Here is a 21,809-nt window from a genome sequence, read left to right as displayed (position 1 = left end):
CTTCTTTTTGATGGACTATAAATCTATTTAGTTTATATTTATGAATTAACGCTTTGTATCAGTGATGACACAAGAGGACATATGCTTACAGCGATAAATGAAATTTCCATCCCAATTCCTTATACAGAAAAAAAAGCAGAGATATATCTTGATGGAAAAAATCTAATAATTACTGGGGGGAATGGTAGTGGAAAAACAAGCTTTATCACTTCAATTTATGAATATTTAAAAGATGGACTTGACGATCAAAACAATAACAACAAGGAACATCTTGAGCAACAAGTTTCAATTTATAAAGAGTTAATGGAACGTGAAGGTCGCGATGGCAACTCATACTCATCTTATGAAGAAGTATCACGAAAAATAAAAAGTAGAATAAAAACCCTCAACCACTTAAATATCACCACGAGAAATAAGGAAAATTCCAAATCCCGTTCATTATTACGTTTTCATAAGGCTCTAAGAGAAGCATCAATTAGCGCACCCAAAAACGTCCCCATGTTTTCAGAGCTAGTTAAAGAGAACGCCCACTTTTCAAATCAAAGGGATGGTGATAACATCTTTGAAAACTATTTAGTTAGTTTAAAGACATCACAAAGCTATGCAATTTCCTTTGAACAGGATGATGAAAAAGCAGTAAGAATACAGGTTTGGTTTGATAAAATAGAGTCAGACTTACAGAAGTTATTCGAAGACCCTAATTTCCGATTAAACTTCGATAGTAAAGAGGGTAAATTCTATCTATATCAAGACAATAAATCCAAGTTCACATTACAGACCTTATCGTCTGGCTACTCATCTATACTGAGAATTTATGCTGATCTGATAATGCGTATAGAAATGTGGGAGTTAACACCAGACAGCATTGAAGGTATAATATTCATTGATGAAATAGATGCTCATTTACACGTTTCATTACAAAAACAAATCTTTAGGTTTTTTACAACTGCATTCCCAAAAATACAATTTATCGTTACTACTCACTCTCCATTTGTTGTGACATCAGTGACTAATGCGGTTATATACGATTTATCAAGCAATCAGCAAATCACGGATGTATCTTCATATTCATACGATATAATACTTCAAGAATTATTCGGTGTAGATCCAATATCAAAAGTACTATCAGATAAACTTGAGGAAATTGAAGAAATAATTTCAACCTTAAACAAAGAAAACATAGAATTAGGTGGTCAGTTAATAGAATCCTTAGCTTTATCTGAGGGGGCAATGGATAACCAAGCAAGTGCATTTTTAGACTACGCTAGAATGAAAATCCTTCAATACAAAAATAAAAATCATCAGGAGCCGTAATGTTCAAAGTTACCAGGACATATCCTGCGCCGATTTCCTTATCAAAAAAAGTCCATTACGATAGTGCAGACGTACATGATGCTTTACAATCATGTTTTTTTGGAAAATGTTACATTTGTGAAATAAAGGAGCCATTAGATATAAACATCGAACACTTCAAACCTAAAGGAAGTAATAATGAAAGAACCTTCGATTGGGAAAATCTTTATTTATCATGCGCTCGCTGTAATAATATAAAACTAACAAAATACGAAGGCTTATTGGATTGCTGCCAAGAAAAAGTATGGGATAAAATAAAACTCCTCCCCGGGTTTTCATATCGAACTAAGAGAGTTACTGTTGAAGCATTATTTAACGATGAAAAGACAGAAATTACAGCTAAGCTTTTAAATAAAGTATATAATAGTGACCATACTATCAGTAAGAAATTAACCTCTGCTACTCTTCGTTCTCAAGTTACAAAAGCAACACAAAAACTAATAAGAAACATCAATGAATATTATGAGGAAGACACACCACAACAACAAAAAGATTTTTTAATTGAAAAAATGAAAATGTTGATTAGACGAGAAGCCGCCTTTTCTGCATTTTGTAGATGGATCATAATGGATGATCACGAATTAAGTGCAATACTCGAACCATTTATGGACTAAATAGTTAACGATGTGGCTGCGCCACATCGTTATATCAACCATAACAGTAAAGTGCCTTTTGTAACGTTTATTATCTGCCTGCTAACCCCCAGCAGCCGACGTTCTGCATAACGTACCGTCGGCCCTCTACGGCTTACCCGATCACGCAGGCCGTAGTGATGGACCCGGGCAATACGCTGCACCTTCCCGTCAAACTGCACGCTGGCAGAGTTCGCGCTGGCTGCAGTTTTCAGATATTTTGTGGTACGCAACTTCGTAAACATCTGCTGTTTAATACGCCCCTTTTTGGTCCGGGCCATGACTTTTCGTGGCACATAGCCACTGCCATCGGGATTACGCTGCAGCCGGATGTTTCGCTTTTGTGTACGGCGTAATTGCTGCGCCAGTTCGTACATCATACGCTTACGTGCGGACGGGTCCAGATTCGCCAGCAGAGCCACCAGCCAGTCATCTACCCTTTGCAGCTCATCCATGTTTTACCGTCCATATTTCTTCAGGATCGCCCGGTTCGGGTATCGCTTCAACGTTCGATACGCTGCCGTCAGTGCTCACCAGAACACGCTCCGTCAGTTGCAGGCTCAGGCTTATATCACAGACATCATTACGCAGAATATCCACTTCAAAGGTGAACAGCTTTTCACGCAATTCCGAATTGTGAATAGCGTCAGACTGATTAGCACGAAGCCACAACAGTACAGGAGCCATCAGCAGATTCTGGTCGCCACTGAAATCCTCAACGATTACGTTCAGGGTATAGCGGTATTCCCATGACATAGAGGCAGCCCCAGTCGCTACCAGTGATCCGTTATCAATAAAAAGGTGCAGCTTGTCCGGGTTATCCCGCACATAAGCTACTGCTTTATTCAGGGCGTTGCGTAAAGACTGTGGTTTGTTCACGGCCTCGCTCCTGACACGTGATAATCATATCGACTTTGTCAGCACAGGCAGCCCAGGCGGCTTCGGTTTCATCCAGTGCTGTATTCAGATCGCCGTTACTGCGCGGCGCTGATCTTTCCAGACGGCACTGCGTCACTTCGGGACAGCCACTTACGGTAAGCCGCACCTCCGGCGATGGCCGGACGCTCCCGCAGCCGGGTAATGTCAGCAGGCAAAGGATTATCAGCCCAGCGGCGTAAATCTTCATTTTCACTTTTCAGCTCCCTTATCCAGTACTGACGGCTTCGAAGCAGTGCCGCCGTATCTTCCGCTGCCGCATAAAGCCGTGTCTGTTCCCGGCTGTTGGTTTCAGTCAGAATGGACAACCCGATAAGCTGGCTATTTTTCTCCGTCAGTTGCTGCGTTTTACTTACCAGCTCTGTGCCCTGCATCTCAATAATGTGACTGGCATTATTCAGCCACCACAAAAGCCCGGCCAGTACTACACCCATCACCAGCAGCAAAACTGACAGCAGGCGCGTCATGTGCCAGTTCCTTTTAAACACCAGGCCATTTCCCGCGCACGCCGGTTATCCAGCCCCCGATTAAACACACCTTTGACGTATACCCAGCGTGGCAGCTGATGGCATGCATCCGTCCAGCGTCGCTGATTTAACAACTTAACCAGCGTAGAACCGCATGCGTTGCCAGTGCCCACGTTAAAAGCAAAAGATACCACCGCGTCATAGACTTTCTGCGGCATCGGCGGCACTACGCACTTATCCAACGCCCGCTCCACGAGCAACACGTTGGTGATAAGCCCTTTCGCCGCCTGCTGCTCCGTAATGGTTTTTCCAGGGACCACACCGTTCGTATTACCGACCCCGTCGGTCCACACACCCGCTCTGCACTGATAAGGCTGCAGGCGGCATCCTTCGTAATCAGCAATCAGTTTCAGCCCTTCAACGGAAGTATGAAGTAACTGAAAACCCGGCAACGTAGCAGCAATTGACAGTACTGCCCCGATAAGGCAGCGCTTAACGATTGAAGGTTTCATAGTCTTTCCGGGATATTTTACCGCTGCGTAATAACCTTAAAGACTGGTGTTTGTAGTACCAATTGATAGCCAGCATCAGTACCCCAAGCAGGATGCCAGCTACCGTAGACACATCTTTGAGTGACAGATCACCAAGCCATGCCAGCAGTACGGCGATACAGTAAGTGATGAAGGAGCTGATCCGTTCTAAACTCATAATTCAGTCCCATAACTGGACGGTCTGCATAGTGGCTGATGCCGTAATATCTGGCAGTTCCACTTCCAGTCCGTGCGGTAAAAAGGCTCCGTAGTCAGCCAGCCCCGGATTTGCCTGCAAAACCTGCTCAGTAACACCTTGTGTACGTCCATAGTGCCGCCAGCAAAGTGCGTCTACCGTGTCATACTGATATACCCGAACTTTCATCAGATAAGTTCTACCGTACACTGCGGATTATCCTGCACCCGGCTTACAGCACGGCGGGCATCTCGCCACAAATCACCGCTGGCCTCCGCCAGCTCATCTCCTCGCTTCACTCCTGATGCTGTGGCGTCATAGTCCTGATAGCGTTCATTGATAACTGCACGTGCCCAGCAAAAGATGGCGTTGTGGTAATGCCGGATACGTTCGCTTTGCCCGTCCAGTATTTCTGCCGGGACCTCAGCCAGCGCCTGATAACCCAGCCTCTGCTGCCGGTTCCGGAAATCATAAAGCTCTGCGTTAACCTCAGAAATTACCGACAGCAGAATCTGCGTTAAACGCGGCTGCGTCACGGTACCATCAGTACGCATTACACTTCGAAACTCCGAGAGATCGACATCAGGCCAGAAAGGTGTATTTTGGATGACCTCCGCCTGTACAGGGGCCTGTTCGGGCGCAATAAACTGCATCAGGCTTTCTCCTCAATAAGTGGGCGGTGAACCGAATTTGGAATGGCCATGCCTTTCACTACCCGGTGCCGCCCGTGCGCGGGGCACGTTCGTTAGCGGCTGTCATTGCGCAGTCTGCGCTCCAGCTGCTGCTTTTCTTTTTTTACACCACAGCGGGGATCAAGCTGTAGCGCATGAATAAGATGATTCAGGGCTGATGCAGGGTTGCTCTCGCTCTGTACAGCACCAATGGCTTTATGCAGACGCGCCCTGGACTGATCCGGCATATCCAGATCCATTGTCAGATCCAGCGTCTTTAGAAGCAGATCATCATCAAAACCGACTGCTGCAAGCAGAGCACTTTGTGCCGAGTCTGCCATTTCTTCTGCCAGCACGGTCTGTACGTTACGGTTACCCAGTGGCATCACCCAGCCATGGGACAGCGCATGACGACCAATCTCCAATGCTCCGGCATAATCACCGGCATCAATGCGCCACAGCATCACATACATCAGTACGTCATCCTGCTGTGTCCCTCCGGCAGCCAGTACACCCTCAACCCAGGTGCAATATTTCGGCAGTAGTTCAGCTTTGGTTTCCGCCTTTTTCACCGTGGACTGGATGCCTTTGAGGCGACGGCGGTCCTCCGCAAGTTGCAGCAGCATCAGGTCATAGCCGGTTGCGTGGCGAACATTCCCCCCCACTCGGGTGGCCTGTTCGGCCTGAATACGCAGGCGGTGCTGCCGGGCTGGACTTAGACTCATACGCTATTCCCCGGTTTCGGTTTCTTCTGGCTCTTCTGGTTCTTCTGGCTCTTCAGCAGGAACTTCCGGCGGAATAAAATTACCGATTTCGATATTTTCGACCAGCGCAGCACATCGATAGTCCTCGACCACATACGCCTCATTGACGGATTCAAAATTTTCAATCCGATCGCGTTTCGGGTTATCGATGACTGAACGGCGGCGGGTATCTTCCTGCCAGTAGATAGAAAGATTATCCAGGCGGGTGATCAACAGCGCATTGGCCGGGAAGTAAGGCGCACGTACAGCCTGCAGGCCGCCCATACGTTTCTGACTGATGATTAGATCGGCGGCAATTTTCTCGCTGTTTTCCTGTTCTTTATTGACCAAAGGAAAATATTTATCAGACAGCAGTTCACGTCCGCAAATGACAACCAGGTCGTCATCGTCCTGATAAACCGCATCGATCAACTCATTGACGGTATCCATCACCACAGCATCCAGATTCACATACTTACCACCGGGGCCGACTTTTACCGGATCTGCAGTAACAGTGCCATCCTCTGCGATTTGACTGCCCATCACGTGATCCGGTGCATCTTCGCGCAGTTTCTGCAGCCAGCCTTTATTGACGTCCTGCAGTAGCGGGTTCTCAGCACGATTGGACGTTTTGGCGCGCTTCACACCGTTAAAACCAATCATGATGCGGTCCAGTGCCTGACGCTTAACGATGGTGTTGCGGATACGCACCTGAAAGTCCTGGTACTTCGCCCATAAGTCCAGTTTTGCGTAGGTCAGTACCGTATCAAAGTTGGTCTGCTCACATTTATAATCCATATCCTCCATCAGCGTCGGATCGGTAGGTTCACGCTCTTTGGACGTCGTATCGGTCGTTCCGGCAATAGTGCTGCCCACTCCCAGCCCCAGTAACTGGCCGGATTGTTCAGTGACCGGAGTGATATTAACCAGTGTCAGAAAGGCAGCTGACAGCTGGATCTGGTCTTCCAGCGTCTGCTGTACAGAAGGCTCCACAGTGAATTTACAGGAGAGTTCTTCGATTGCCACACCGTTCAGGCGTGCCAGCTGCTGCAGATAAGCGTTAAAGGCAAAGCGGGTTTTCTTTTTCATCAGGTTTATGCTCCATCAGCAGTTGGTCAGAGTGCCTGCCGGTGCATTGCCACCCGGAGCGCGCTGGCGGTAGTCTTTCCGGCGGTCTTCGCTGCTCAGCTTCTGCTCAAGATCAGCAAAGGCGGTCTGCTGTTTCTGCAAGGAGAGTTCCAGTTCAGCAAGGCGCTTGTTCTGTCGGGAATGGGAGTTGTCAGTGCGTTCGCTCAGGTTTTGCTGTTCGGTAGCAATCAACTCCACTGCTTTGTGCACATCGGTAAAACGGACATCATCGTTCTGCTCTTTTTTATTAAACAAAGCGGTAACGCGGGCAAACAGGGACGTTTTTTCATCTGGGAGTTCTTCGAATTCGATAAGAGTTTCGACCGCTTCCGAAAACAGATTTTCAGGATTTAGCTTACGGCTTGTCAGTGGGTTATGTGCGGCTCTGGCGCTGAATGCGAGCATTTCAGTACCGAGGCTCGCCGGATCATCTGTCGCACCAAGTCCCACAAGATAGGCATTGCCTGTATCGGCAAATTTCGTACTGACCTCCATGGAGGTAAAAAGCTTCTGGCCCTTTTTCACCAGTTCCACCAGCGGTGCTGTGGGTTCTATATCGGCATAAAGCGCCATCCTGCCCGCCAGCGGACCGTCATTGATTTCCTCTGCAACCAGCCCCGTGACTCTGCCGTAACGGTTAAATGTACTGTCAGGCAGATAGGATTTGATGTGCTCAAGGTTAATCAGCGCGGTATAGACCGTCGGATTGTAACTGGCTGCCATCTGTACCAGCCATTCACGCTGGATTTCACGCCCGTCAGTGGTGGCACCTTCCACCCCGATACGGAAACGCTTTGCTTTCACTGTCATGAACCGTGCTCCGTTTAAGAAACATACCTGTGCCTTATGGTTGCGGTGATTGAGGGAGTGAAACAACGCGCAGAGCTTGTACGATAAACCATACAAATCTCAGCCGGGGAAAGCCGCCAGGCAAGGCCGTATGTTTGGCCCATGAACACCATGCTTTCCCCCGCAGATCTCGATCCCCGACGGCAGGCCATGCTGCTGTACTTTCAGGGGTACCGCATAGCCCGCATTTCTGAAATGCTGGGCGAGAAAGTCGCAACCGTTCACAGCTGGAAAAAGCGCGATAAATGGGTCGATTACGGGCCACTCGATCAGATGCAGCTCACCACTGCGGCACGTTACTGCCAGCTCATCATGAAGACGCAAAAAGAAGGTAAAGACTTCAAGGAAATTGATCTGCTGGCGCGACAATCAGAACGCCATGCGCGAATTGATAAATTTAACCATGGCGGGAACGAAGCCGATTTAAACCCGAAAGTGGCCAACCGTAATAAAGGCCCGCGCAGGAAGCCCGAAAAGAACGTTTTCACCGATGAGCAAACCGAAAAGCTGGAAGAAATCTTCCGTAACGGTATGTTTGAATATCAGCGTCACTGGTGGCAGGCAGGCATAAAACACCGCATTCGTAACCTGCTTAAATCGCGTCAGATTGGGGCAACATACTTCTTTGCCCGTGAGGCACTGCTTGATGCTATCACCACTGGACGTAACCAGATTTTTCTCTCAGCCAGTAAGGCACAAGCGCATGTCTTCAAACAGTACATCATCGACTTTGCAAAAGAGGTAGATGTGGAACTGAAAGGCGACCCGATGGCACTCAGCAACGGCGCATGTCTGTATTTCCTTGGCACCAACGCACGAACGGCACAGAGCTACCACGGCAATCTGTATCTTGATGAATATTTCTGGATACCGAAATTCCAGGAGCTACGCAAGGTTGCCTCCGGTATGGCCATTCACAAGAAATGGCGACAAACCTATTTTTCCACGCCGTCCAGCCTGACCCACAGCGCTTATCCGTTCTGGTCCGGCGTACTGTTCAACCGCGGCCGTGCCAAAGCGGATAAAGTAGACATTGACCTGACCCACCGCAATCTGGCCTCCGGCCTGTTATGCCCTGATGGACAGTATCGGCAGATCGTTACCGTAGAGGATGCCGTGCATGGCGGCTGCAATCTGTTTGACCTCGAACAGTTGCGTATGGAGTACAGTCCGGACGAATACCGCAACCTGCTGTTGTGCGAGTTCATTGACGACCTGGCGTCAGTATTTCCGCTCAGCGAGCTGCAACAGTGCATGGTGGACAGCTGGGAAATCTGGCCCGATTTCCAGGCGCTGGCGCTGCGGCCGTTTGGCTGGCACGAAGTCTGGATCGGTTACGATCCGGCAAAGGGTACACAGAACGGTGACAGTGCCGGGTGTGTGGTAATGGCCCCTCCCACCGTACCCGGCGGTAAATTTCGTATTCTTGAGCGCCATCAGTGGCGCGGAATGGACTTTCGCGCCCAGGCTGATGCCATCAAAAAACTCACGCGCCAGTACAACGTGACCTATATCGGCATTGACTCAACCGGTGTCGGCCACGGTGTCTATGAGAACGTGAAAGCGTTCTTTCCCGCAGTACGTGAGTTTGTCTATAACCCCAATGTCAAAAATGCCCTGGTACTCAAAGCATACGACATTATCAGCCACCGCCGTCTGGAGTTTGACGCCGGACACACAGACATAGCCCAGTCCTTTATGGCTATCCGTCGCGCCACTACCGCCAGCGGAAACCGGCCAACCTATGAGGCCAGTCGCAGCGAAGAAGCCAGCCATGCAGATCTGGCCTGGGCAACGATGCATGCACTGTTTAACGAACCGCTGCAGGGCGAAGCAGCTAATACCAGCAACATTGTGGAGATTTTTTAATGGGTAACAGTAAGAAAAAACGCGCTACAGACACCCATAACATTCAACATAACGATACTCCTCGAGCCGAAGCTTTCAGCTTTGGTGATCCTGTCCCCGTTCTGGACCGCCGCGAGCTACTGGACTATGTGGAATGTGTACAGATGGATCGCTGGTATGAACCGCCCGTCAGCTTTGACGGACTGGCACGGACCTATCGCGCTGCTGTGCATCACAGCTCCCCGATTAACGTGAAGCGTAACATTCTGACCAGCACTTTTATCCCGCATCCGCTGTTGAGCCAGCAGGCATTCAGCCGCTTTGTGCAGGATTATCTGGTATTCGGGAATGCCTACCTGGAGAAACGCACTAACCGGCTGGGCGGCATCCTCTCGCTGGAACCATCGCTGGCAAAATATACCCGGCGCGGGATCGATCTCGACACATACTGGTTTGTGCAATACGGTATGACTACCCAGCCCTATGAGTTCACCAAAGACAGCATTTTTCATCTGATGGAACCGGATTTAAATCAGGAAATTTATGGCCTGCCGGAGTACCTGTCCGCAATTCCTTCGGCCCTACTGAACGAGTCCGCTACCCTGTTTCGCCGGAAATATTATATCAACGGCAGCCACGCAGGATTCATCATGTATATGACCGATGCCGCCCAGAACCAGGAAGATGTAAACAATATCCGTCAGGCCATGAAAAGTGCCAAGGGACCAGGCAATTTCCGCAACCTGTTTATGTACTCGCCCAACGGCAAAAAGGACGGTATCCAGATCATACCGTTGTCCGAGGTTGCGGCCAGGGATGAGTTTCTGAATATCAAGAACGTCAGTCGCGATGACATGCTGGCAGCACACCGCGTGCCGCCGCAGATGATGGGCATTATGCCGAATAATGTTGGGGGTTTTGGGGATGTAGAGAAGGCGAGTCGGGTGTTTGTGAGGAATGAACTGATGCCTCTGCAAAGAAGACTGGAAGAGCTGAATGAATGGTTAGAAGAGGATATTATCTGCTTCAATCCCTATGGTCTTGAACTCGATGAAGATAATTGTATTAATTAACTCATCAGTGGAACAGTTGAACAATTAACTGTTTACGTAAATAATTCCCATATTGAAAAAAATGAGAGGGTAGGCTTTTGTCAAAGATATCAGATAGATGGAAGTATACAAAAATTAAAGAAGGCTACTGCCTTATATGCGGAGAGTACGGTAAGCTAAGCCAAGATCATGTTCCGCCAAAGTGCGTAGTCCCTCCAAATAAAATTGAGCAACGCCTCATTACTGAATTTAGAAATTCAGATATAAAAGGGGTTAATGCTAATCAAGGAAGCGTTTTTAAAACTATTTGCGCCAGATGCAATAATAACTTAGGTAAGTACGACACTGAAATCAAACGCGTTACTAATGAAATTAACACAAAAGTTAATCTATATTTAAAAAAACCGCACTCAGTGTACAACACAATATCCATGAAAGTTGATGCAGATTCATATCTCCGAGGGATGATTGGTCATGTTCTCTCTGCATCACCAAATACTCTTTGTAAAGAGCCCCGAGAAAACATTCCTTTTTTCAAGCAGCTTTGCGACTTTGTTCTCGGAAAGAATCCAAATATTACTGATACTCATACTTTTAGCTACTGGTTTTATCCAAATAGGCTGAACATAACCGGTGCTCTTTTCAGCCTACTGAACACAACTATTTCAGGTTCTGAAAGATTTAGTACCGGAGCCTGCATTCATTTCTATCCTGTAGCTATTTTGGTAACTGAACCTAATAGGGTATTTAACGAGATAACTCCCTTCGCTAGAGTACTTTCACCGACAGATACGGAAATAGTATTAAACTTATCAACTCAGTACTTCAATTATTCAGCTTTCCCTTTCTTTAGTCTAAGCGATACTATCGTTGCACTTAACGATGCTTGTGTGACAGTAAGCCACGCACCAGTAGAACGAAAATACTAACTCCACTATTGGCCCTCACAAACATCCTGAGGGCTTCGATGTCTACCACACCTAGCTTTTTATGAAAAATTCATGCGATGCATATATTTTATCTAATTTTTAATAATAAGTCTCTTTAGCGCGCCCTCGTATCCCCGCCACGCCTGCCCGCTTTGTGTAGTGGTTTTCATGCACCTGCATAACATAAGCAAAGGCTCGCCAGTTCTGGCAGGCTTCAGCATAACGATCCTCGAACGATCATGCGATTTCATGCGGCATAGTCATGCACAACACTCAATCAATTTAAACTGGCGATGTCTTAACTAGAGCCATTTGCTACACCCAAAATGACTGAGCGTGTTAAAAACGAAAAAAAAGACCCGATAGGGTCTTTTCGTTTTCGACATAAAGCAAATGATTACAGTGGCTTAAAGACCACTTCACCTTTGCGCTCAGCATCAGCTTTAGCAGTCAGAAAACGTTTCATCATTTCGACTTTGCTGTCATGGATAGCTTTGAAATCAATCTTACCCTTAGGTTGGGTAGTGTTGTGTTCGTATCGCATAGGAAGCTCCGTCATTAACGTAAGTTAGGCCACGACAGTTCGTTAGCCTCTTCACATACCTTTCGTATGTGGCCATAAGTTCTTCGCGTTCAGCCGCAAAGTACAAAATTTGAATGCCTTCATTGTCCGCAACTTTGATCATGAAGTCAACTAATGTACAGTAAAGATACTGTAGTTCTGCAATATTAAGATCAAAGGCATCTTCTGGTTTAGCAAACATGTTGATCGGTTCTTCGCCGTCAACTGGATTTTCTCTTTGCTTCTGCGCTCTGTCAAGTTGAACGGTATCCGCAAAACTAACTACGGATACACACAGAGTAGATACTTCATTTCCTAGCATTCTGTGCATTGTCTCTGCTGCGACAGGATCTAATGAAGGAGGGCTGAATACTAATTGGTACATAGCTTTACGCTGTTGATTACCAGAGAAAACAAACTCGATATCTAGGTATGAAAGTTCGCCGAACTTGGCTAAGCCTGGCGTTACTAGCCTATGCGAATGCATCAACCCTGAATCCTTTTAAGTATTTATAACGCCATTTTACCAAAACAAGCCAACCAGTCCAGAATATAGCTGTCTTTTTTACCAATGGCTAACGCCTCGCTACTCTCGTTGTTCAACCTTGCTGACGTCAGAATCAAGTTCTTACGCCAGCAACGTTCCTTAATGTAACCAGATGTCGTCTTCCCAAACCTGCCGCATAATTTCTATCACTCGCTTATTGTCTTCATCCAGCTTTAACCCACTAAGCTCAATGCCATTGGCGTTACCCTTGCGGATACGAATTTCTGTTTTGGGATGCAGAGGAAGCAAATTACGGTAAAGCTCTGATTCAAGGGCGTCCAGCGTAGTCTGGCTAATCTCCTGCTCTTTATCGATCATTATTTCAATGCACATACAGACCCCCTTTAACTGGTTACGTCCATCGACCTGTGGTACTCATGGTGGCGGATTTTGGCCATCAGCTCGTCAGTCAGCTCTGACATCCACTGGATCGCCAGCCGCTTTTCGTCTTCGCTGCACTCACTGGCTGCTACGAGTTTGATAAAAAAATCAATGCGCTGGAGCTTTATCGATTCAAAAAGATAATCCTGCATTGTTTCTCTCCTGTCCCTGGGAAGATAGTTATAACTCCTCGTGTTGCGAAGCAATTCACAAATACTTCGCTTTAAATGACTGTTCATACATACAGTATGATGTGTATTTATCTATGTAAAATACTTTCTGCCGTTAAACGGATCTGTACGACAATATTTGAAAATGTTGAAAAAATGAAAGCAGCGTTATCAGTACCACTGTCGCCATTTATCATCTTCCTGCAGGCGCTGATTGCGATAGAAGATCCGCAGTCCTGTACCTGATGGAATACTGCCGCCCCGCAGCAACAAATCGATCTCTTTTCCACTGCCATCAAATCCCCTACCTCTCAACTCACGTTCAAGCTGAAGGCGCAGCTGCTCACTGATTTCCTGTTTGTAGCTCTTTCGTTGTTTCGGTTTCACTTGCCTTAGTCTGATGTTTAGTGCCTTTAGCTCTTTCCGGCTCATATTTTCGAAGTCCGGTAAAGGTGCTGGCGTTCCTCCGGCAGATAAGTCCGGTGAAAAATTATGTAATTTTCCTACCTGGGGACAGTTATTGCCACGAGTCCAAGGGGCGCAGGCGCCCTGGTCGGCAATAGCCTCCCGAACGTCAACGGCCTTACGGATCCTTTTCCACTTCACCGCATGCGTACAAATTTTACCTTCTGCAATCGGGGACCAGATCCCATAGATACGGATACAGTGATCACCATAAGTACTTTCCTCGTCATTAAGTTCGTATGCCGTTCTGACAAGGTGCTGTTTTCGGGGGACCAGCACACCACCCTGCTTCATAATGTAGGTAGCGAAGCAGCCCGCATCAGCTGCTGCAAGCACCGCATCAAGACGCGGATTATCCAGTACCGGTGTACCAGCTTTTCGCTGGCCATTAATCCTCGCCGCCTGACCTGCCAACAAGCGCAACTCACGATAGGCCTGACGCCCCGGAATACCAAAGAAGCGGAACTGCTGGACACGATGTAGTGAAGCCCAGGCACTGACATGCTCGGCGCTGTCACGTAGACATCGGCCTGTCTCTTTACTGATTTCTTTAGCAAGCCCACGTCCGTCGATGTTCTTGCTGATATATTTTGCGATGTAGCTGGTCGGCGTACCTTTACGCGGGTTGATCAGCTCATACTTAAAGCGTGGGCCTGTATTAGTACCCAATTCCCCCTGGTCCTTACGGATGACAAATTTACGCAGCAAAGTGGTAATAGGACGTAGATCTTTTTTGTTCATGAAGCACAGAAGATGCCAGTGTACAGTACCGTCATGATGCGGTTCTGCTACACGAACGCCATACCAGCGTCGTCCGGCCTTGTGCATTGCCTTTCGAAAAGCGGCAAATGTATTAACCAGATAGTCACTGCTCTGCCGGACTGTAGCTCTGTCCCATTTCGGATTAGGCCTGCCATTGTTGAGGGTTGCGTGGAAGCGTGACGGACAGGTTATAGTATAAAACACCGCGCAGTCTTCGCGCATTTCTGCTATCAATTCAAGGCCTTTAACACAAGCCATCATCTCATTACGACGGTGAGCCGGATTGCTGTTGCTGGAGTTCACGACATCTTCCATATCCAGCGTGTCACCGTCTTCGTTGACCAGCTCATGCGAGCGGAAGAACTCCAGCGATTTGCGGCGCTGCTCGCGTTTGTATATCACGGCTTCGTAGCTGACATACGGAGATGCTTTCTTGTTGACCATGCAGACGGCACGCAACTGTTCTTCCCGCCACTCGCAACGTTTCTGCCATAATTTGCGGTACCACCAGTCTGCACACAGCATACGTGCCAGAGACGGAGGTATCAGCTCATAAGGCACCGGCTTACGGCGGCGTTTCTTACGGCGCAACTGTTCAAAAGCAGGCGGAATTACATCCAGGCGTAGAGCTTCGGCGGCTACTCTTTCCCATGTCTGACGAATTCCCTCTGGTTTTACATTTTTGCTGACAAACAGCTCTCCGCTGGCCGCATCAAGACACATACTCATATGTGCTGCAATCAGCATGGAAAGGCGTTTGACCTGCTCCTGGTACATTTCTGGCAGCATCAGTAGCCCTTCCAACCCGTTATAGCTCGCCATGAAACGGAAAGAAGCTGACATCTGACTATCACGTACTCCATCCAGTCGTTCAAGACATGGCCTTATCGTTTCATTCAGATAGCGGGAAAAAGCTTTCGGGCGTTCCAGATTCTGAAAATAGCTAATTCGTTTTAGCAGAGGCTTTCTGATATGTGATGGCATAGCGTTCACGTCAGCCAGGATGACCTGGTCAGGATTAAAACGTTGTTGCTCACGGGCCATTTTGGCGTAACTAATCCGCCGGTCCTGTTCAATATCCCGCTGGATGGGATCGCGGGACTCATTGAAGAAATAGCGTTCCCAGGCCAAATCACTCAGTGCCTTACGGCGCTTCTGTTCCAGCTTATTATCCGCAGCGTAAAGAGTGATCAGGTTTGAAAGCGCGGTTACCGGTGCAGAAATCTCCGGTTCCGTATAGGGATTGATGGCTTTCTTAGGGGCATTCCAGGGATAAGCCATGGCGGCCTCATTCGAGCCGCCGATGGTTGGTACGTTATGTAATGTGAATTTACTCACTGCCGCGCCCGCATCTCAGTTTCCATAGAGATACCCGGACCGGACGCAAAGTCGACACCAAACCAGTCTGCTGATTTTGTGGCGATAATTTCTGTTGCAGATTTTCTATCACCGGCATCCACACCTATGCTGCGCTTTGCAGTGATGCGATGGCGGGTAAAATTACGATAAAGCGAATGAGTCAGGAACGTGTCACTGTTGGACACGATAACCGGATGACCTTCTGATGACCGGCGTTCAAGAATAGATGCCAAGTGATACTGATCGTCCTCTGTAAAACCGCCCGTGTGATAAGCGGTAAACGTGCCGTCATATGGAGGATCACAGTAAACAACATCTCCCGCCTGTAGCAGCGCCAGTGTTTCGTTATAGCTGGCGCAGATAAACGTTGCGCGTTGTGCCTTTTCGGCAAAAGCGCGTATTTCCCTTTCAGGGAGATATGGATTTTTATAATTACCGTAAGGGACATTGAAAATTCCACTCTGGTTATAGCGGCACAAACCGCGATAACAGTGGCGATTTAAGTATAGAAAATATGCTGCTTTTTCTGCTCCATTAAAAATGGAGTAATTGAAGTGTTGGCGGACACGGTAATACTGAATATCCGAATTAAAATCTTTAAATAACGCCCTCACGATCTGAATGACAGCCTCATGATTTTTCTGGATCATCAGATAAAGATTAATCAAATCAGGATTAATATCTGCTACAAGATATTGCGGGTAGTCTGTTGCCATCATCACAGAACATGACCCAGCGAAAGGTTCAACAAGTCGCATGCCTGCAGGCAAATGCTTTAGGAGCTCCGGCATGATAGCAGTTTTATTGCCCGCCCATTTAAGGATAGTGTTCATACCGTACCTCCGCTGTAGTGCTTACCTTTCAACTCTGCAATTTCCTGACAAGTGACACAGCACTGCACTCCCGGGATAGCGCGGCGGCGTGCTGGCGGGATCGGAGCGTCGCAATCAATGCAAAGGACACGGGAAACACATTGCTTTTTATTGCGTGCTGTATGTATCTGGCGCTGACGCTCTTCTTCCACCCGCTGCTGTACAAGGTCCATTGAGTCACCCATCAGTATGCCTCCAGTACTTCATTTTGGATCTTTGCCGCTTCATCACGCAGAAGTTCTGCAACTTCCTTATGGTTAAGCTGGTGCGATACGATACGTGCAGCCAATATCTCCAGACGAGTTGCCATCACATCCGCGCGGCCCCGACGTTCTTCTTTTCTTGCCTCAGCCAGCAGCAGGTTGATACCAGCATCATCTGCTCCCGTTTGAATAATTCGGTTTTCAATATTACGCATAATTGTTTCTCCTGAACTTGGGCAATAAGAAGCCCGACGGGTTTACGCCATTAATTTCTTTTGTGGATTAATCAGGCATGGCTAGCCGTTTTGGAAATAAGCTCACCACTGCACGAAAGTGATTCATTGCTTTAACCAGACCCCGTTTTTCGTCAGTAGTCAGATCACTTATTTTTACGCTATGACGTCCTGCCGGGATTTTTGCCATAAATAATAATGCCGTAAGTGCCCTCTCATTCTGTTTATTATTTATATCGTGTGGGTCACGCATATCCTTAATAAACCGTTCAAGCTCCGAATCAATATTCAGACTAAATAATTTAGCCCTCAATTCCGCGATATGATTAAAAGCATCCAGCCTTTTTCCTGGGCTTAATGGAACAACCGCCGCAGTACCTTCGATAGCCATGATTTCCCCTCCTGAGACGTAGAAAGGTCTGCCAACAGAGAATCCTGAGAGATGCAAGGATGCCAACGTTTACCATCTTTCCCCATGATCCAGCCGTGACCGTAATGCATAGACGGGCTTTGCTTTACCAAAAGTGAGGCAATAGATGGTTCTTCAGGCTGCATAACCAGTTCAGATGTGACCGAAAAAGACGCTGGAGCCTGACAAACTTCAGTAAAGTGTGAATGTTTAAGAATCTTGCAATCAAACATAGCGGCCCCCTGAAAAGTTCTCATAATCGAACTGACAAGCCAACAATGACGCTGAAATTAGAATGCCCGAGTGCTTCACGAACCTGGTCGGTTTTGTACATTAGGTAGCGCAGGCTGACGCGACCTTTGTTTTTTTCTTTCCTGACCATGTACTTGGCAAGCTGACCATGGTGAATCCTTTGATACACGGAGCCGCGTGAAATACCTTCCCATTCAGCGAACTCTGCAGGCGTTGCCATCTCTTTTGGTACACGAATTGAAATATCAGTGCTCATAGTGCAGTATCTCTCGGTTAAGTTTGATTTATTTTATCCCGTTTTATAGTTTTTTAGGTTTGTTTATCAAACCCAACCTGAATATAAGATCACTTTTTATGAACGTCAAGGGTTTTGATTATGAGATCAATCAAGGTAGGCAATGACAGCGGTGGACGTGAAGCTATCAACAGGCTGATAAAGGCTTATAACTTCAGCTCCCGACAACAACTATGCGATCATCTTTCTGTATCGAAAAGTACAATGGCTAACAGATACTTAAGAGACAGTTTCCCCGCTGAATGGGTTATACAGTGTGCTCTTGAGACAGGTGTTTCGTTACTTTGGTTGACTACAGGCCAGGGTGATAGCAGTGATAATAATGAGCAGGATAAAAGTTTTGGTTTTGTGAACCAAGCCAATATTAAACCACTATCCGATGTCGTCGCACCTGAAATTGAGAAGGCCGTATTAGATGCTGGAGCTTTAGTGAGCCATGGAAAAGTCATATTGGATAACAGCCTAATCCCCCACAACATGACTGATCCGTGGCTCATTCAGTCAGGCGATGATTTGTTCCTGGTTGACCGAAGCGGCCCCCCTCCAATAAATGGCGTGTGGCTCGTTGATATTGATGGCATAAAGACGATAGCAAAACTTGCTCGTATTCCCGGCAATCGTCTGATTGTCCAGCAAGGTGAGACATCCTTTGAGTGCAGTATTGATGATATTGAGGTAGTGGGACGCGCAGTCAAAATCATAAAGAGTATTTGATCATGACAATAAGGAAACAGCCGAACGGAAAATGGTTGTGTGAATGTTACCCTAACGGACGCGATGGAAAACGTGTACGCAAACAATTTGCTACGAAGGGGGAAGCTACAGCATTTGAAACATTCACCATGGATGAAGTAAATAAAAAACCCTGGCTGGGAATGAAAGAAGACAAAAGGCATCTCTCGGAATTGGTCACTGAATGGTACGCATTACACGGCCAAACCCTAAGTCAGCCGCAAAAGCTAATAAACAAATTGAAAGTCATATGTGATGCATTGGGTGATCCACAAGCAACTTCTTTTCAGCCATCAGACTTTGCTAAATATCGGGAAGCTCGCCTCAACGGTACAGTGAAAGACAGTGAAGGATGCTTGTTACCAGCAGTCAAGCCAAGAACGGTTAACCTGGAACAAAGCAACCTTTCTGCCGTTTTTGGAACTCTGAAAAAACTTGGCCATTGGTCAGGGGTCAATCCTTTAGCGGGGCTACCCACATTCAGAATCGCAGAGAGCGAACTGAGCTTCCTGGCTACAAACGAAATTAAACGTTTGCTTAATGCCTGTAATCAATCTCTGAACCCTGACCTGATTCACGTGACTAAAATTTGCTTAGCGACCGGGGCAAGATGGAACGAGGCAGAAAGCTTGCAAGGGCATCAAATCACAAAATATCGTATCACTTATACCAAAACTAAAGGGAAAAAGAATAGAACAGTACCTATCTCCCCTACCCTTTATGACCAGCTCCCTAAGAATAGAGGCCGCTTGTTCAAGCCTTGTCGAAAAGCGTTTGAACGAGCATTAAAGCGCGCAGGTATAGAGCTGCCAGAAGGTCAATGTACGCACGTCCTACGGCACTCATTTGCAAGCCATTTTATGATGAACGGCGGGAATATTTTAGTTTTGAGAAACATCCTCGGGCATTCAGATATCAAAATGACGATGGTTTATGCACATTTTGCGCCTGACCATTTGGAGGATGCTGTTACTAAAAACCCTCTAAACGGAATAGAATACAACTGATCAATGGTAATTAAAAATATATTTAAAAATATTTGAGGTGATAATGTTCAGAATAAAATCGATAATGAGCGAGAGTAGAGATAAAATATATGCATGTGAAAACATAGGCGATATGGAAAGCAATTACTATACGATAATTACGGGTGATAATGCTAGCGGAAAATCCAGCTTATTAAGTAAATCCGTAAACGCCTTTTTATTTGTTGGTAAAAATGAAAATTATTTAGACCCTACTATAGAACTTACTATTGACTCTGCAGATAGACCCGCAAAAATAATTGCCTTATGTAATTCAAGATTTGATAAATTCACATCGACAAACGTATTAAATAAATCATCAAAAAATAGGGGGTTAAAATATAACGCAGCATCCTACATACATCCTACTGTAGATCCTAATTACAGAAAAGGTATTGCAAGCATTGTTGATAGCTGCATAAAAAACTCACTAATTAAATTTCACAATAAAGACAATGAGTTATCAAAAAACATAAATGAAGCAATGGGAATGTTTGGGCTGCAGTCTCATATACACTTAAAATGTACCTATGACACTAAAGACATAAAATACATCCTTGAAATGTTTCACTATCTATCCAATGGGTTAGCGAAATTATCTAATGGTTGCATAGTGATAGGGAAAAAAAATACCCCTCTCAAATCTGACTTGTTAAACTCTAGGGAAAGTTCACTAGATGATGCAATAGAAAAGATGTGGGTGAAAATTAAGGATTCAGAACTTGATAATCTCATAGATATTCTGTTGATGGTCGATGCTGAAAAAATTGATGAAAAATACCTAGACGATATTTATTATTCTATTTCAGACCGTAAAATATATTCTGAAAGAAAAAAAATAGTATTTGATATCGATAATTTAAATGTTATTACTTACCTTTTTATCTTAAATGTATTTAGTGTTGTCGATTTTCAAGTAATGCACACAAACTCTCAAAAGGAAGTAAGCATTACTAGTCTAAGTTCAGGACAACAAACCTTATTCGGTCACGCAATTGTCCTAAGCTGCCATACAGAAAAAAATTGTTTAATCTGCATTGATGAACCTGAAAACAGCCTTCATCCAGAATGGCAACTTAACTTCATGAGATTTTTCTCACTATTATTCCCCATCAATCTTGAATCACATATATTAATAGCCACGCACTCCCCTCAAATAATTTCAGGGATGCAATTTAGTAATGGATGCATTCTGTCTTTAGAAAGTGCAATGGTAAATAATAAAGCACAACCCAAAAATAGACACAAACCACAAGCTTTAAATGAATATAGAGAGCAATCTGCTGATAAACAATTGACGGGGATATTTAAAAGCCCTGGACACAAAAATGACTTCATCATAAGAAAGCTAGTATTAATATTATCTAAAGAAGCACGAGGATTAAGTTTAAGTATTGTAGATTATAATTTTATTGATGAGGTTAAAAATCTCGTTAATCAAGATAGAATACCTGATGGAGATCCTGTTCGACTATTACTGGAACAGATATTGAGCTTCCAAAAGGTGAAGAAATAAATGATAACTAACCCTATTATTTACAGCCCAAGGTCGCAAAGACATGTAGACACGTTCAATGGACTTGCATCTCACTGGGATGGTACGTGTGAAACTCGTAAGGCATTTAGAAAAGAAGTTAGAGAATATTATAAAGCGGCCCAAGATTATACCTGTCCTTACTGTGGACGACATAGACAAGAATTCCATGGTACTCAATGGGATATTGACCACATCATCCCCAAATCTTCTCATACAGAATATCTGTATACTCCCAAAAACCTAACAGTAACATGTAAAGATTGCAATATATTCAAGTCTAATAAAGACCCTCTTACATGTTTCCTGCCCAGCGGCACCCTTTATCCTAATGATAGCGATAAATTCTGTATAATACACCCGCATATTGACGATTATCAACAACATCTGGAATTGAAACAGAATAAAAAAGGGCAGTATTATCATAATGTTCTCACCGATAAAGGGAAAAAAACTTTTGAAATATGTAATTTAATTAGATTCAGTGAAGTCTTATCCGGTACATCAGAGTATGTTGATGAATTGGGCACTGAAGTGGGCATAACTAGCGATTTCACTCAACCTATCATGCAATGGTTAGAGGATTACGATGAGCTAATTCCTCAGGTAGCAAAAGCTACTTTGCAGGAAATAATTCAGCAGATTTCTAACCCTTGATGCATTGGGTTCAAAAT

Annotated in this window: 31 protein-coding genes; 9 read left to right on the top strand and 22 right to left on the bottom strand. The window is 45.7% G+C overall.

Translation table 11 applies throughout. From position 1 onward, the window contains the following. The first annotated feature begins 81 nt into the window (after positions 1–81). Both DW47_RS0113915 and DW47_RS0113910 read left to right on the top strand, forming a co-directional pair. Positions 82–1,314 carry an AAA family ATPase gene (locus tag DW47_RS0113915; protein WP_029687033.1) on the top strand — a complete coding sequence of 411 codons (1,233 nt, stop codon included), beginning with the start codon at positions 82–84 and terminating at the stop codon, positions 1,312–1,314. After that, a complete protein-coding gene (locus DW47_RS0113910; protein WP_029687032.1) occupies positions 1,314–1,967 on the top strand; it encodes an HNH endonuclease in 654 nt (217 codons plus the stop codon). The genes DW47_RS0113915 and DW47_RS0113910 overlap by 1 nt, the downstream gene beginning before the upstream one ends. Before the next feature lie 29 nt (positions 1,968–1,996). Here the strand turns inward: DW47_RS0113910 and DW47_RS0113905 are convergent, their stop codons facing one another. The 11 genes from DW47_RS0113905 to DW47_RS0113860 form a co-directional block, all read right to left on the bottom strand. Then, the gene (locus DW47_RS0113905) at positions 1,997–2,440 is read right to left on the bottom strand and encodes a phage virion morphogenesis protein (RefSeq protein ID WP_029687031.1); all 444 of its coding nucleotides are present in this window, start codon (positions 2,438–2,440) and stop codon (positions 1,997–1,999) included. Continuing rightward, on the bottom strand, positions 2,433–2,864 hold the full coding sequence (locus tag DW47_RS0113900) for a phage tail protein (protein WP_029687029.1): 432 nt from the start codon (positions 2,862–2,864) through the stop codon (positions 2,433–2,435). Before DW47_RS0113900 ends, DW47_RS0113905 begins: the two co-directional genes overlap by 8 nt. Next, on the bottom strand, positions 2,827–3,072 hold the full coding sequence (gene lysC, locus DW47_RS17760) for an Rz1-like lysis system protein LysC (RefSeq protein WP_241430767.1): 246 nt from the start codon (positions 3,070–3,072) through the stop codon (positions 2,827–2,829). The genes DW47_RS0113900 and lysC overlap by 38 nt, the downstream gene beginning before the upstream one ends. Next, the gene (gene lysB, locus DW47_RS0113895; RefSeq protein ID WP_029687027.1) at positions 2,960–3,388 is read right to left on the bottom strand and encodes an Rz-like lysis system protein LysB; all 429 of its coding nucleotides are present in this window, start codon (positions 3,386–3,388) and stop codon (positions 2,960–2,962) included. The genes lysC and lysB overlap by 113 nt, the downstream gene beginning before the upstream one ends. After that, on the bottom strand, positions 3,385–3,900 hold the full coding sequence (locus tag DW47_RS0113890; RefSeq protein WP_029687026.1) for a lysozyme: 516 nt from the start codon (positions 3,898–3,900) through the stop codon (positions 3,385–3,387). Before DW47_RS0113890 ends, lysB begins: the two co-directional genes overlap by 4 nt. Next, the gene (locus DW47_RS0113885; RefSeq protein WP_029687025.1) at positions 3,881–4,096 is read right to left on the bottom strand and encodes an HP1 family phage holin; all 216 of its coding nucleotides are present in this window, start codon (positions 4,094–4,096) and stop codon (positions 3,881–3,883) included. Before DW47_RS0113885 ends, DW47_RS0113890 begins: the two co-directional genes overlap by 20 nt. Before the next feature lie 3 nt (positions 4,097–4,099). Continuing rightward, a complete protein-coding gene (locus DW47_RS0113880; RefSeq protein ID WP_029687024.1) occupies positions 4,100–4,303 on the bottom strand; it encodes a tail protein X in 204 nt (67 codons plus the stop codon). Further along, positions 4,303–4,767, bottom strand: coding sequence for a head completion/stabilization protein (locus tag DW47_RS0113875; protein WP_029687023.1), 465 nt, complete (start codon positions 4,765–4,767; stop codon positions 4,303–4,305). Before DW47_RS0113875 ends, DW47_RS0113880 begins: the two co-directional genes overlap by 1 nt. A gap of 92 nt (positions 4,768–4,859) precedes the next feature. Then, positions 4,860–5,510, bottom strand: a complete 651-nt coding sequence (locus tag DW47_RS0113870; protein ID WP_029687022.1) for a phage terminase small subunit — start codon at positions 5,508–5,510, stop codon at positions 4,860–4,862. Between the two features lie 3 nt (positions 5,511–5,513). Further along, positions 5,514–6,617 carry a phage major capsid protein, P2 family gene (locus DW47_RS0113865; protein WP_051150975.1) on the bottom strand — a complete coding sequence of 368 codons (1,104 nt, stop codon included), beginning with the start codon at positions 6,615–6,617 and terminating at the stop codon, positions 5,514–5,516. A gap of 15 nt (positions 6,618–6,632) precedes the next feature. Continuing rightward, complete coding sequence (locus DW47_RS0113860; protein WP_029687020.1) at positions 6,633–7,466, bottom strand: GPO family capsid scaffolding protein; 834 nt, start codon at positions 7,464–7,466, stop codon at positions 6,633–6,635. Between the two features lie 141 nt (positions 7,467–7,607). Here DW47_RS0113860 and DW47_RS0113855 point away from each other — a divergent pair, with 141 nt between their 5' ends. From DW47_RS0113855 to DW47_RS17440, 3 genes are all read left to right on the top strand, one after another. Continuing rightward, the gene (locus DW47_RS0113855) at positions 7,608–9,374 is read left to right on the top strand and encodes a terminase ATPase subunit family protein (protein ID WP_029687019.1); all 1,767 of its coding nucleotides are present in this window, start codon (positions 7,608–7,610) and stop codon (positions 9,372–9,374) included. After that, positions 9,374–10,426, top strand: a complete 1,053-nt coding sequence (locus DW47_RS0113850; RefSeq protein WP_029687017.1) for a phage portal protein — start codon at positions 9,374–9,376, stop codon at positions 10,424–10,426. Before DW47_RS0113855 ends, DW47_RS0113850 begins: the two co-directional genes overlap by 1 nt. 77 nt (positions 10,427–10,503) lie before the next feature. Continuing rightward, positions 10,504–11,334, top strand: a complete 831-nt coding sequence (locus DW47_RS17440; protein ID WP_152473180.1) for a hypothetical protein — start codon at positions 10,504–10,506, stop codon at positions 11,332–11,334. A gap of 397 nt (positions 11,335–11,731) precedes the next feature. Here the strand turns inward: DW47_RS17440 and DW47_RS17590 are convergent, their stop codons facing one another. The 11 genes from DW47_RS17590 to DW47_RS16540 all read right to left on the bottom strand — a co-directional run bounded on the left by DW47_RS17590 (position 11,732) and on the right by DW47_RS16540 (position 17,805). Beyond that, positions 11,732–11,878, bottom strand: a complete 147-nt coding sequence (locus DW47_RS17590; protein WP_173391615.1) for a hypothetical protein — start codon at positions 11,876–11,878, stop codon at positions 11,732–11,734. Beyond that, complete coding sequence (locus DW47_RS0113840; protein ID WP_152473179.1) at positions 11,847–12,386, bottom strand: hypothetical protein; 540 nt, start codon at positions 12,384–12,386, stop codon at positions 11,847–11,849. The genes DW47_RS17590 and DW47_RS0113840 overlap by 32 nt, the downstream gene beginning before the upstream one ends. Positions 12,387–12,542: 156 nt before the next feature. After that, positions 12,543–12,776: a DinI-like family protein gene (locus DW47_RS0113835; protein ID WP_029687015.1), complete on the bottom strand. Its 234-nt coding sequence runs from the start codon at positions 12,774–12,776 to the stop codon at positions 12,543–12,545. 11 nt (positions 12,777–12,787) lie between these two features. Beyond that, positions 12,788–12,976, bottom strand: coding sequence for a hypothetical protein (locus tag DW47_RS0113830; RefSeq protein WP_029687014.1), 189 nt, complete (start codon positions 12,974–12,976; stop codon positions 12,788–12,790). Between the two features lie 189 nt (positions 12,977–13,165). Further along, entirely contained in the window at positions 13,166–15,502 is a 2,337-nt protein-coding gene (locus tag DW47_RS0113825; protein ID WP_084689077.1) for a replication endonuclease, read from the bottom strand. Between the two features lie 53 nt (positions 15,503–15,555). Then, a complete protein-coding gene (locus tag DW47_RS0113820) occupies positions 15,556–16,413 on the bottom strand; it encodes a DNA adenine methylase (protein ID WP_029687012.1) in 858 nt (285 codons plus the stop codon). Further along, positions 16,410–16,637 carry a TraR/DksA family transcriptional regulator gene (locus tag DW47_RS0113815; RefSeq protein WP_029687011.1) on the bottom strand — a complete coding sequence of 76 codons (228 nt, stop codon included), beginning with the start codon at positions 16,635–16,637 and terminating at the stop codon, positions 16,410–16,412. The genes DW47_RS0113820 and DW47_RS0113815 overlap by 4 nt, the downstream gene beginning before the upstream one ends. Next, positions 16,637–16,870 carry a DUF2732 family protein gene (locus DW47_RS0113810; RefSeq protein WP_029687010.1) on the bottom strand — a complete coding sequence of 78 codons (234 nt, stop codon included), beginning with the start codon at positions 16,868–16,870 and terminating at the stop codon, positions 16,637–16,639. Before DW47_RS0113810 ends, DW47_RS0113815 begins: the two co-directional genes overlap by 1 nt. 67 nt (positions 16,871–16,937) lie before the next feature. Continuing rightward, entirely contained in the window at positions 16,938–17,279 is a 342-nt protein-coding gene (locus DW47_RS0113805; protein ID WP_029687008.1) for a DUF5347 family protein, read from the bottom strand. Then, on the bottom strand, positions 17,243–17,443 hold the full coding sequence (locus DW47_RS17095) for a phage filamentation protein Fil family protein (protein ID WP_071846656.1): 201 nt from the start codon (positions 17,441–17,443) through the stop codon (positions 17,243–17,245). The genes DW47_RS0113805 and DW47_RS17095 overlap by 37 nt, the downstream gene beginning before the upstream one ends. A 107-nt stretch (positions 17,444–17,550) precedes the next feature. After that, entirely contained in the window at positions 17,551–17,805 is a 255-nt protein-coding gene (locus DW47_RS16540; RefSeq protein WP_038027605.1) for a hypothetical protein, read from the bottom strand. A 120-nt stretch (positions 17,806–17,925) separates the two neighbouring features. Here DW47_RS16540 and DW47_RS0113800 point away from each other — a divergent pair, with 120 nt between their 5' ends. The 4 genes from DW47_RS0113800 to DW47_RS0113785 all read left to right on the top strand — a co-directional run bounded on the left by DW47_RS0113800 (position 17,926) and on the right by DW47_RS0113785 (position 21,792). Beyond that, positions 17,926–18,558: a phage repressor protein CI gene (locus DW47_RS0113800; RefSeq protein ID WP_029687007.1), complete on the top strand. Its 633-nt coding sequence runs from the start codon at positions 17,926–17,928 to the stop codon at positions 18,556–18,558. Between the two features lie 2 nt (positions 18,559–18,560). Continuing rightward, positions 18,561–19,583 (top strand): site-specific integrase, encoded by a 1,023-nt coding sequence (locus tag DW47_RS0113795; RefSeq protein WP_029687006.1) that lies wholly within the window; start codon positions 18,561–18,563, stop codon positions 19,581–19,583. 64 nt (positions 19,584–19,647) lie between these two features. Further along, positions 19,648–21,117, top strand: coding sequence for an AAA family ATPase (locus DW47_RS0113790; protein ID WP_241430764.1), 1,470 nt, complete (start codon positions 19,648–19,650; stop codon positions 21,115–21,117). Then, entirely contained in the window at positions 21,118–21,792 is a 675-nt protein-coding gene (locus tag DW47_RS0113785; RefSeq protein WP_029687004.1) for an HNH endonuclease, read from the top strand. Positions 21,793–21,809: the final 17 nt, after the last annotated feature.

The sequence above is a fragment of the Tatumella saanichensis genome (assembly GCF_000439375.1).
Lineage (GTDB): Bacteria > Pseudomonadota > Gammaproteobacteria > Enterobacterales > Enterobacteriaceae > Tatumella > Tatumella saanichensis.
This window is presented reverse-complemented; position numbering and strand designations above follow the sequence as displayed.

Coding starts and splice junctions, on each gene's coding strand:
- DW47_RS0113915 (WP_029687033.1), top strand. CDS start 82: ATGCTTACAGCGATAAATGAAATTTCCATCCCAATTCCTTATACAGAA.
- DW47_RS0113910 (WP_029687032.1), top strand. CDS start 1,314: ATGTTCAAAGTTACCAGGACATATCCTGCGCCGATTTCCTTATCAAAA.
- DW47_RS0113905 (WP_029687031.1), bottom strand. CDS start 2,440: ATGGATGAGCTGCAAAGGGTAGATGACTGGCTGGTGGCTCTGCTGGCG.
- lysB (WP_029687027.1), bottom strand. CDS start 3,388: ATGACGCGCCTGCTGTCAGTTTTGCTGCTGGTGATGGGTGTAGTACTG.
- DW47_RS0113890 (WP_029687026.1), bottom strand. CDS start 3,900: ATGAAACCTTCAATCGTTAAGCGCTGCCTTATCGGGGCAGTACTGTCA.
- DW47_RS0113885 (WP_029687025.1), bottom strand. CDS start 4,096: ATGAGTTTAGAACGGATCAGCTCCTTCATCACTTACTGTATCGCCGTA.
- DW47_RS0113880 (WP_029687024.1), bottom strand. CDS start 4,303: ATGAAAGTTCGGGTATATCAGTATGACACGGTAGACGCACTTTGCTGG.
- DW47_RS0113875 (WP_029687023.1), bottom strand. CDS start 4,767: ATGCAGTTTATTGCGCCCGAACAGGCCCCTGTACAGGCGGAGGTCATC.
- DW47_RS0113870 (WP_029687022.1), bottom strand. CDS start 5,510: ATGAGTCTAAGTCCAGCCCGGCAGCACCGCCTGCGTATTCAGGCCGAA.
- DW47_RS0113865 (WP_051150975.1), bottom strand. CDS start 6,617: ATGAAAAAGAAAACCCGCTTTGCCTTTAACGCTTATCTGCAGCAGCTG.
- DW47_RS0113860 (WP_029687020.1), bottom strand. CDS start 7,466: ATGACAGTGAAAGCAAAGCGTTTCCGTATCGGGGTGGAAGGTGCCACC.
- DW47_RS0113855 (WP_029687019.1), top strand. CDS start 7,608: ATGAACACCATGCTTTCCCCCGCAGATCTCGATCCCCGACGGCAGGCC.
- DW47_RS0113850 (WP_029687017.1), top strand. CDS start 9,374: ATGGGTAACAGTAAGAAAAAACGCGCTACAGACACCCATAACATTCAA.
- DW47_RS17590 (WP_173391615.1), bottom strand. CDS start 11,878: ATGCGATACGAACACAACACTACCCAACCTAAGGGTAAGATTGATTTC.
- DW47_RS0113835 (WP_029687015.1), bottom strand. CDS start 12,776: ATGTGCATTGAAATAATGATCGATAAAGAGCAGGAGATTAGCCAGACT.
- DW47_RS0113830 (WP_029687014.1), bottom strand. CDS start 12,976: ATGCAGGATTATCTTTTTGAATCGATAAAGCTCCAGCGCATTGATTTT.
- DW47_RS0113825 (WP_084689077.1), bottom strand. CDS start 15,502: ATGGCTTATCCCTGGAATGCCCCTAAGAAAGCCATCAATCCCTATACG.
- DW47_RS0113820 (WP_029687012.1), bottom strand. CDS start 16,413: ATGAACACTATCCTTAAATGGGCGGGCAATAAAACTGCTATCATGCCG.
- DW47_RS0113815 (WP_029687011.1), bottom strand. CDS start 16,637: ATGGGTGACTCAATGGACCTTGTACAGCAGCGGGTGGAAGAAGAGCGT.
- DW47_RS0113810 (WP_029687010.1), bottom strand. CDS start 16,870: ATGCGTAATATTGAAAACCGAATTATTCAAACGGGAGCAGATGATGCT.
- DW47_RS0113805 (WP_029687008.1), bottom strand. CDS start 17,279: ATGGCTATCGAAGGTACTGCGGCGGTTGTTCCATTAAGCCCAGGAAAA.
- DW47_RS17095 (WP_071846656.1), bottom strand. CDS start 17,443: ATGCAGCCTGAAGAACCATCTATTGCCTCACTTTTGGTAAAGCAAAGC.
- DW47_RS16540 (WP_038027605.1), bottom strand. CDS start 17,805: ATGAGCACTGATATTTCAATTCGTGTACCAAAAGAGATGGCAACGCCT.
- DW47_RS0113800 (WP_029687007.1), top strand. CDS start 17,926: ATGAGATCAATCAAGGTAGGCAATGACAGCGGTGGACGTGAAGCTATC.
- DW47_RS0113795 (WP_029687006.1), top strand. CDS start 18,561: ATGACAATAAGGAAACAGCCGAACGGAAAATGGTTGTGTGAATGTTAC.
- DW47_RS0113790 (WP_241430764.1), top strand. CDS start 19,648: ATGAGCGAGAGTAGAGATAAAATATATGCATGTGAAAACATAGGCGAT.
- DW47_RS0113785 (WP_029687004.1), top strand. CDS start 21,118: ATGATAACTAACCCTATTATTTACAGCCCAAGGTCGCAAAGACATGTA.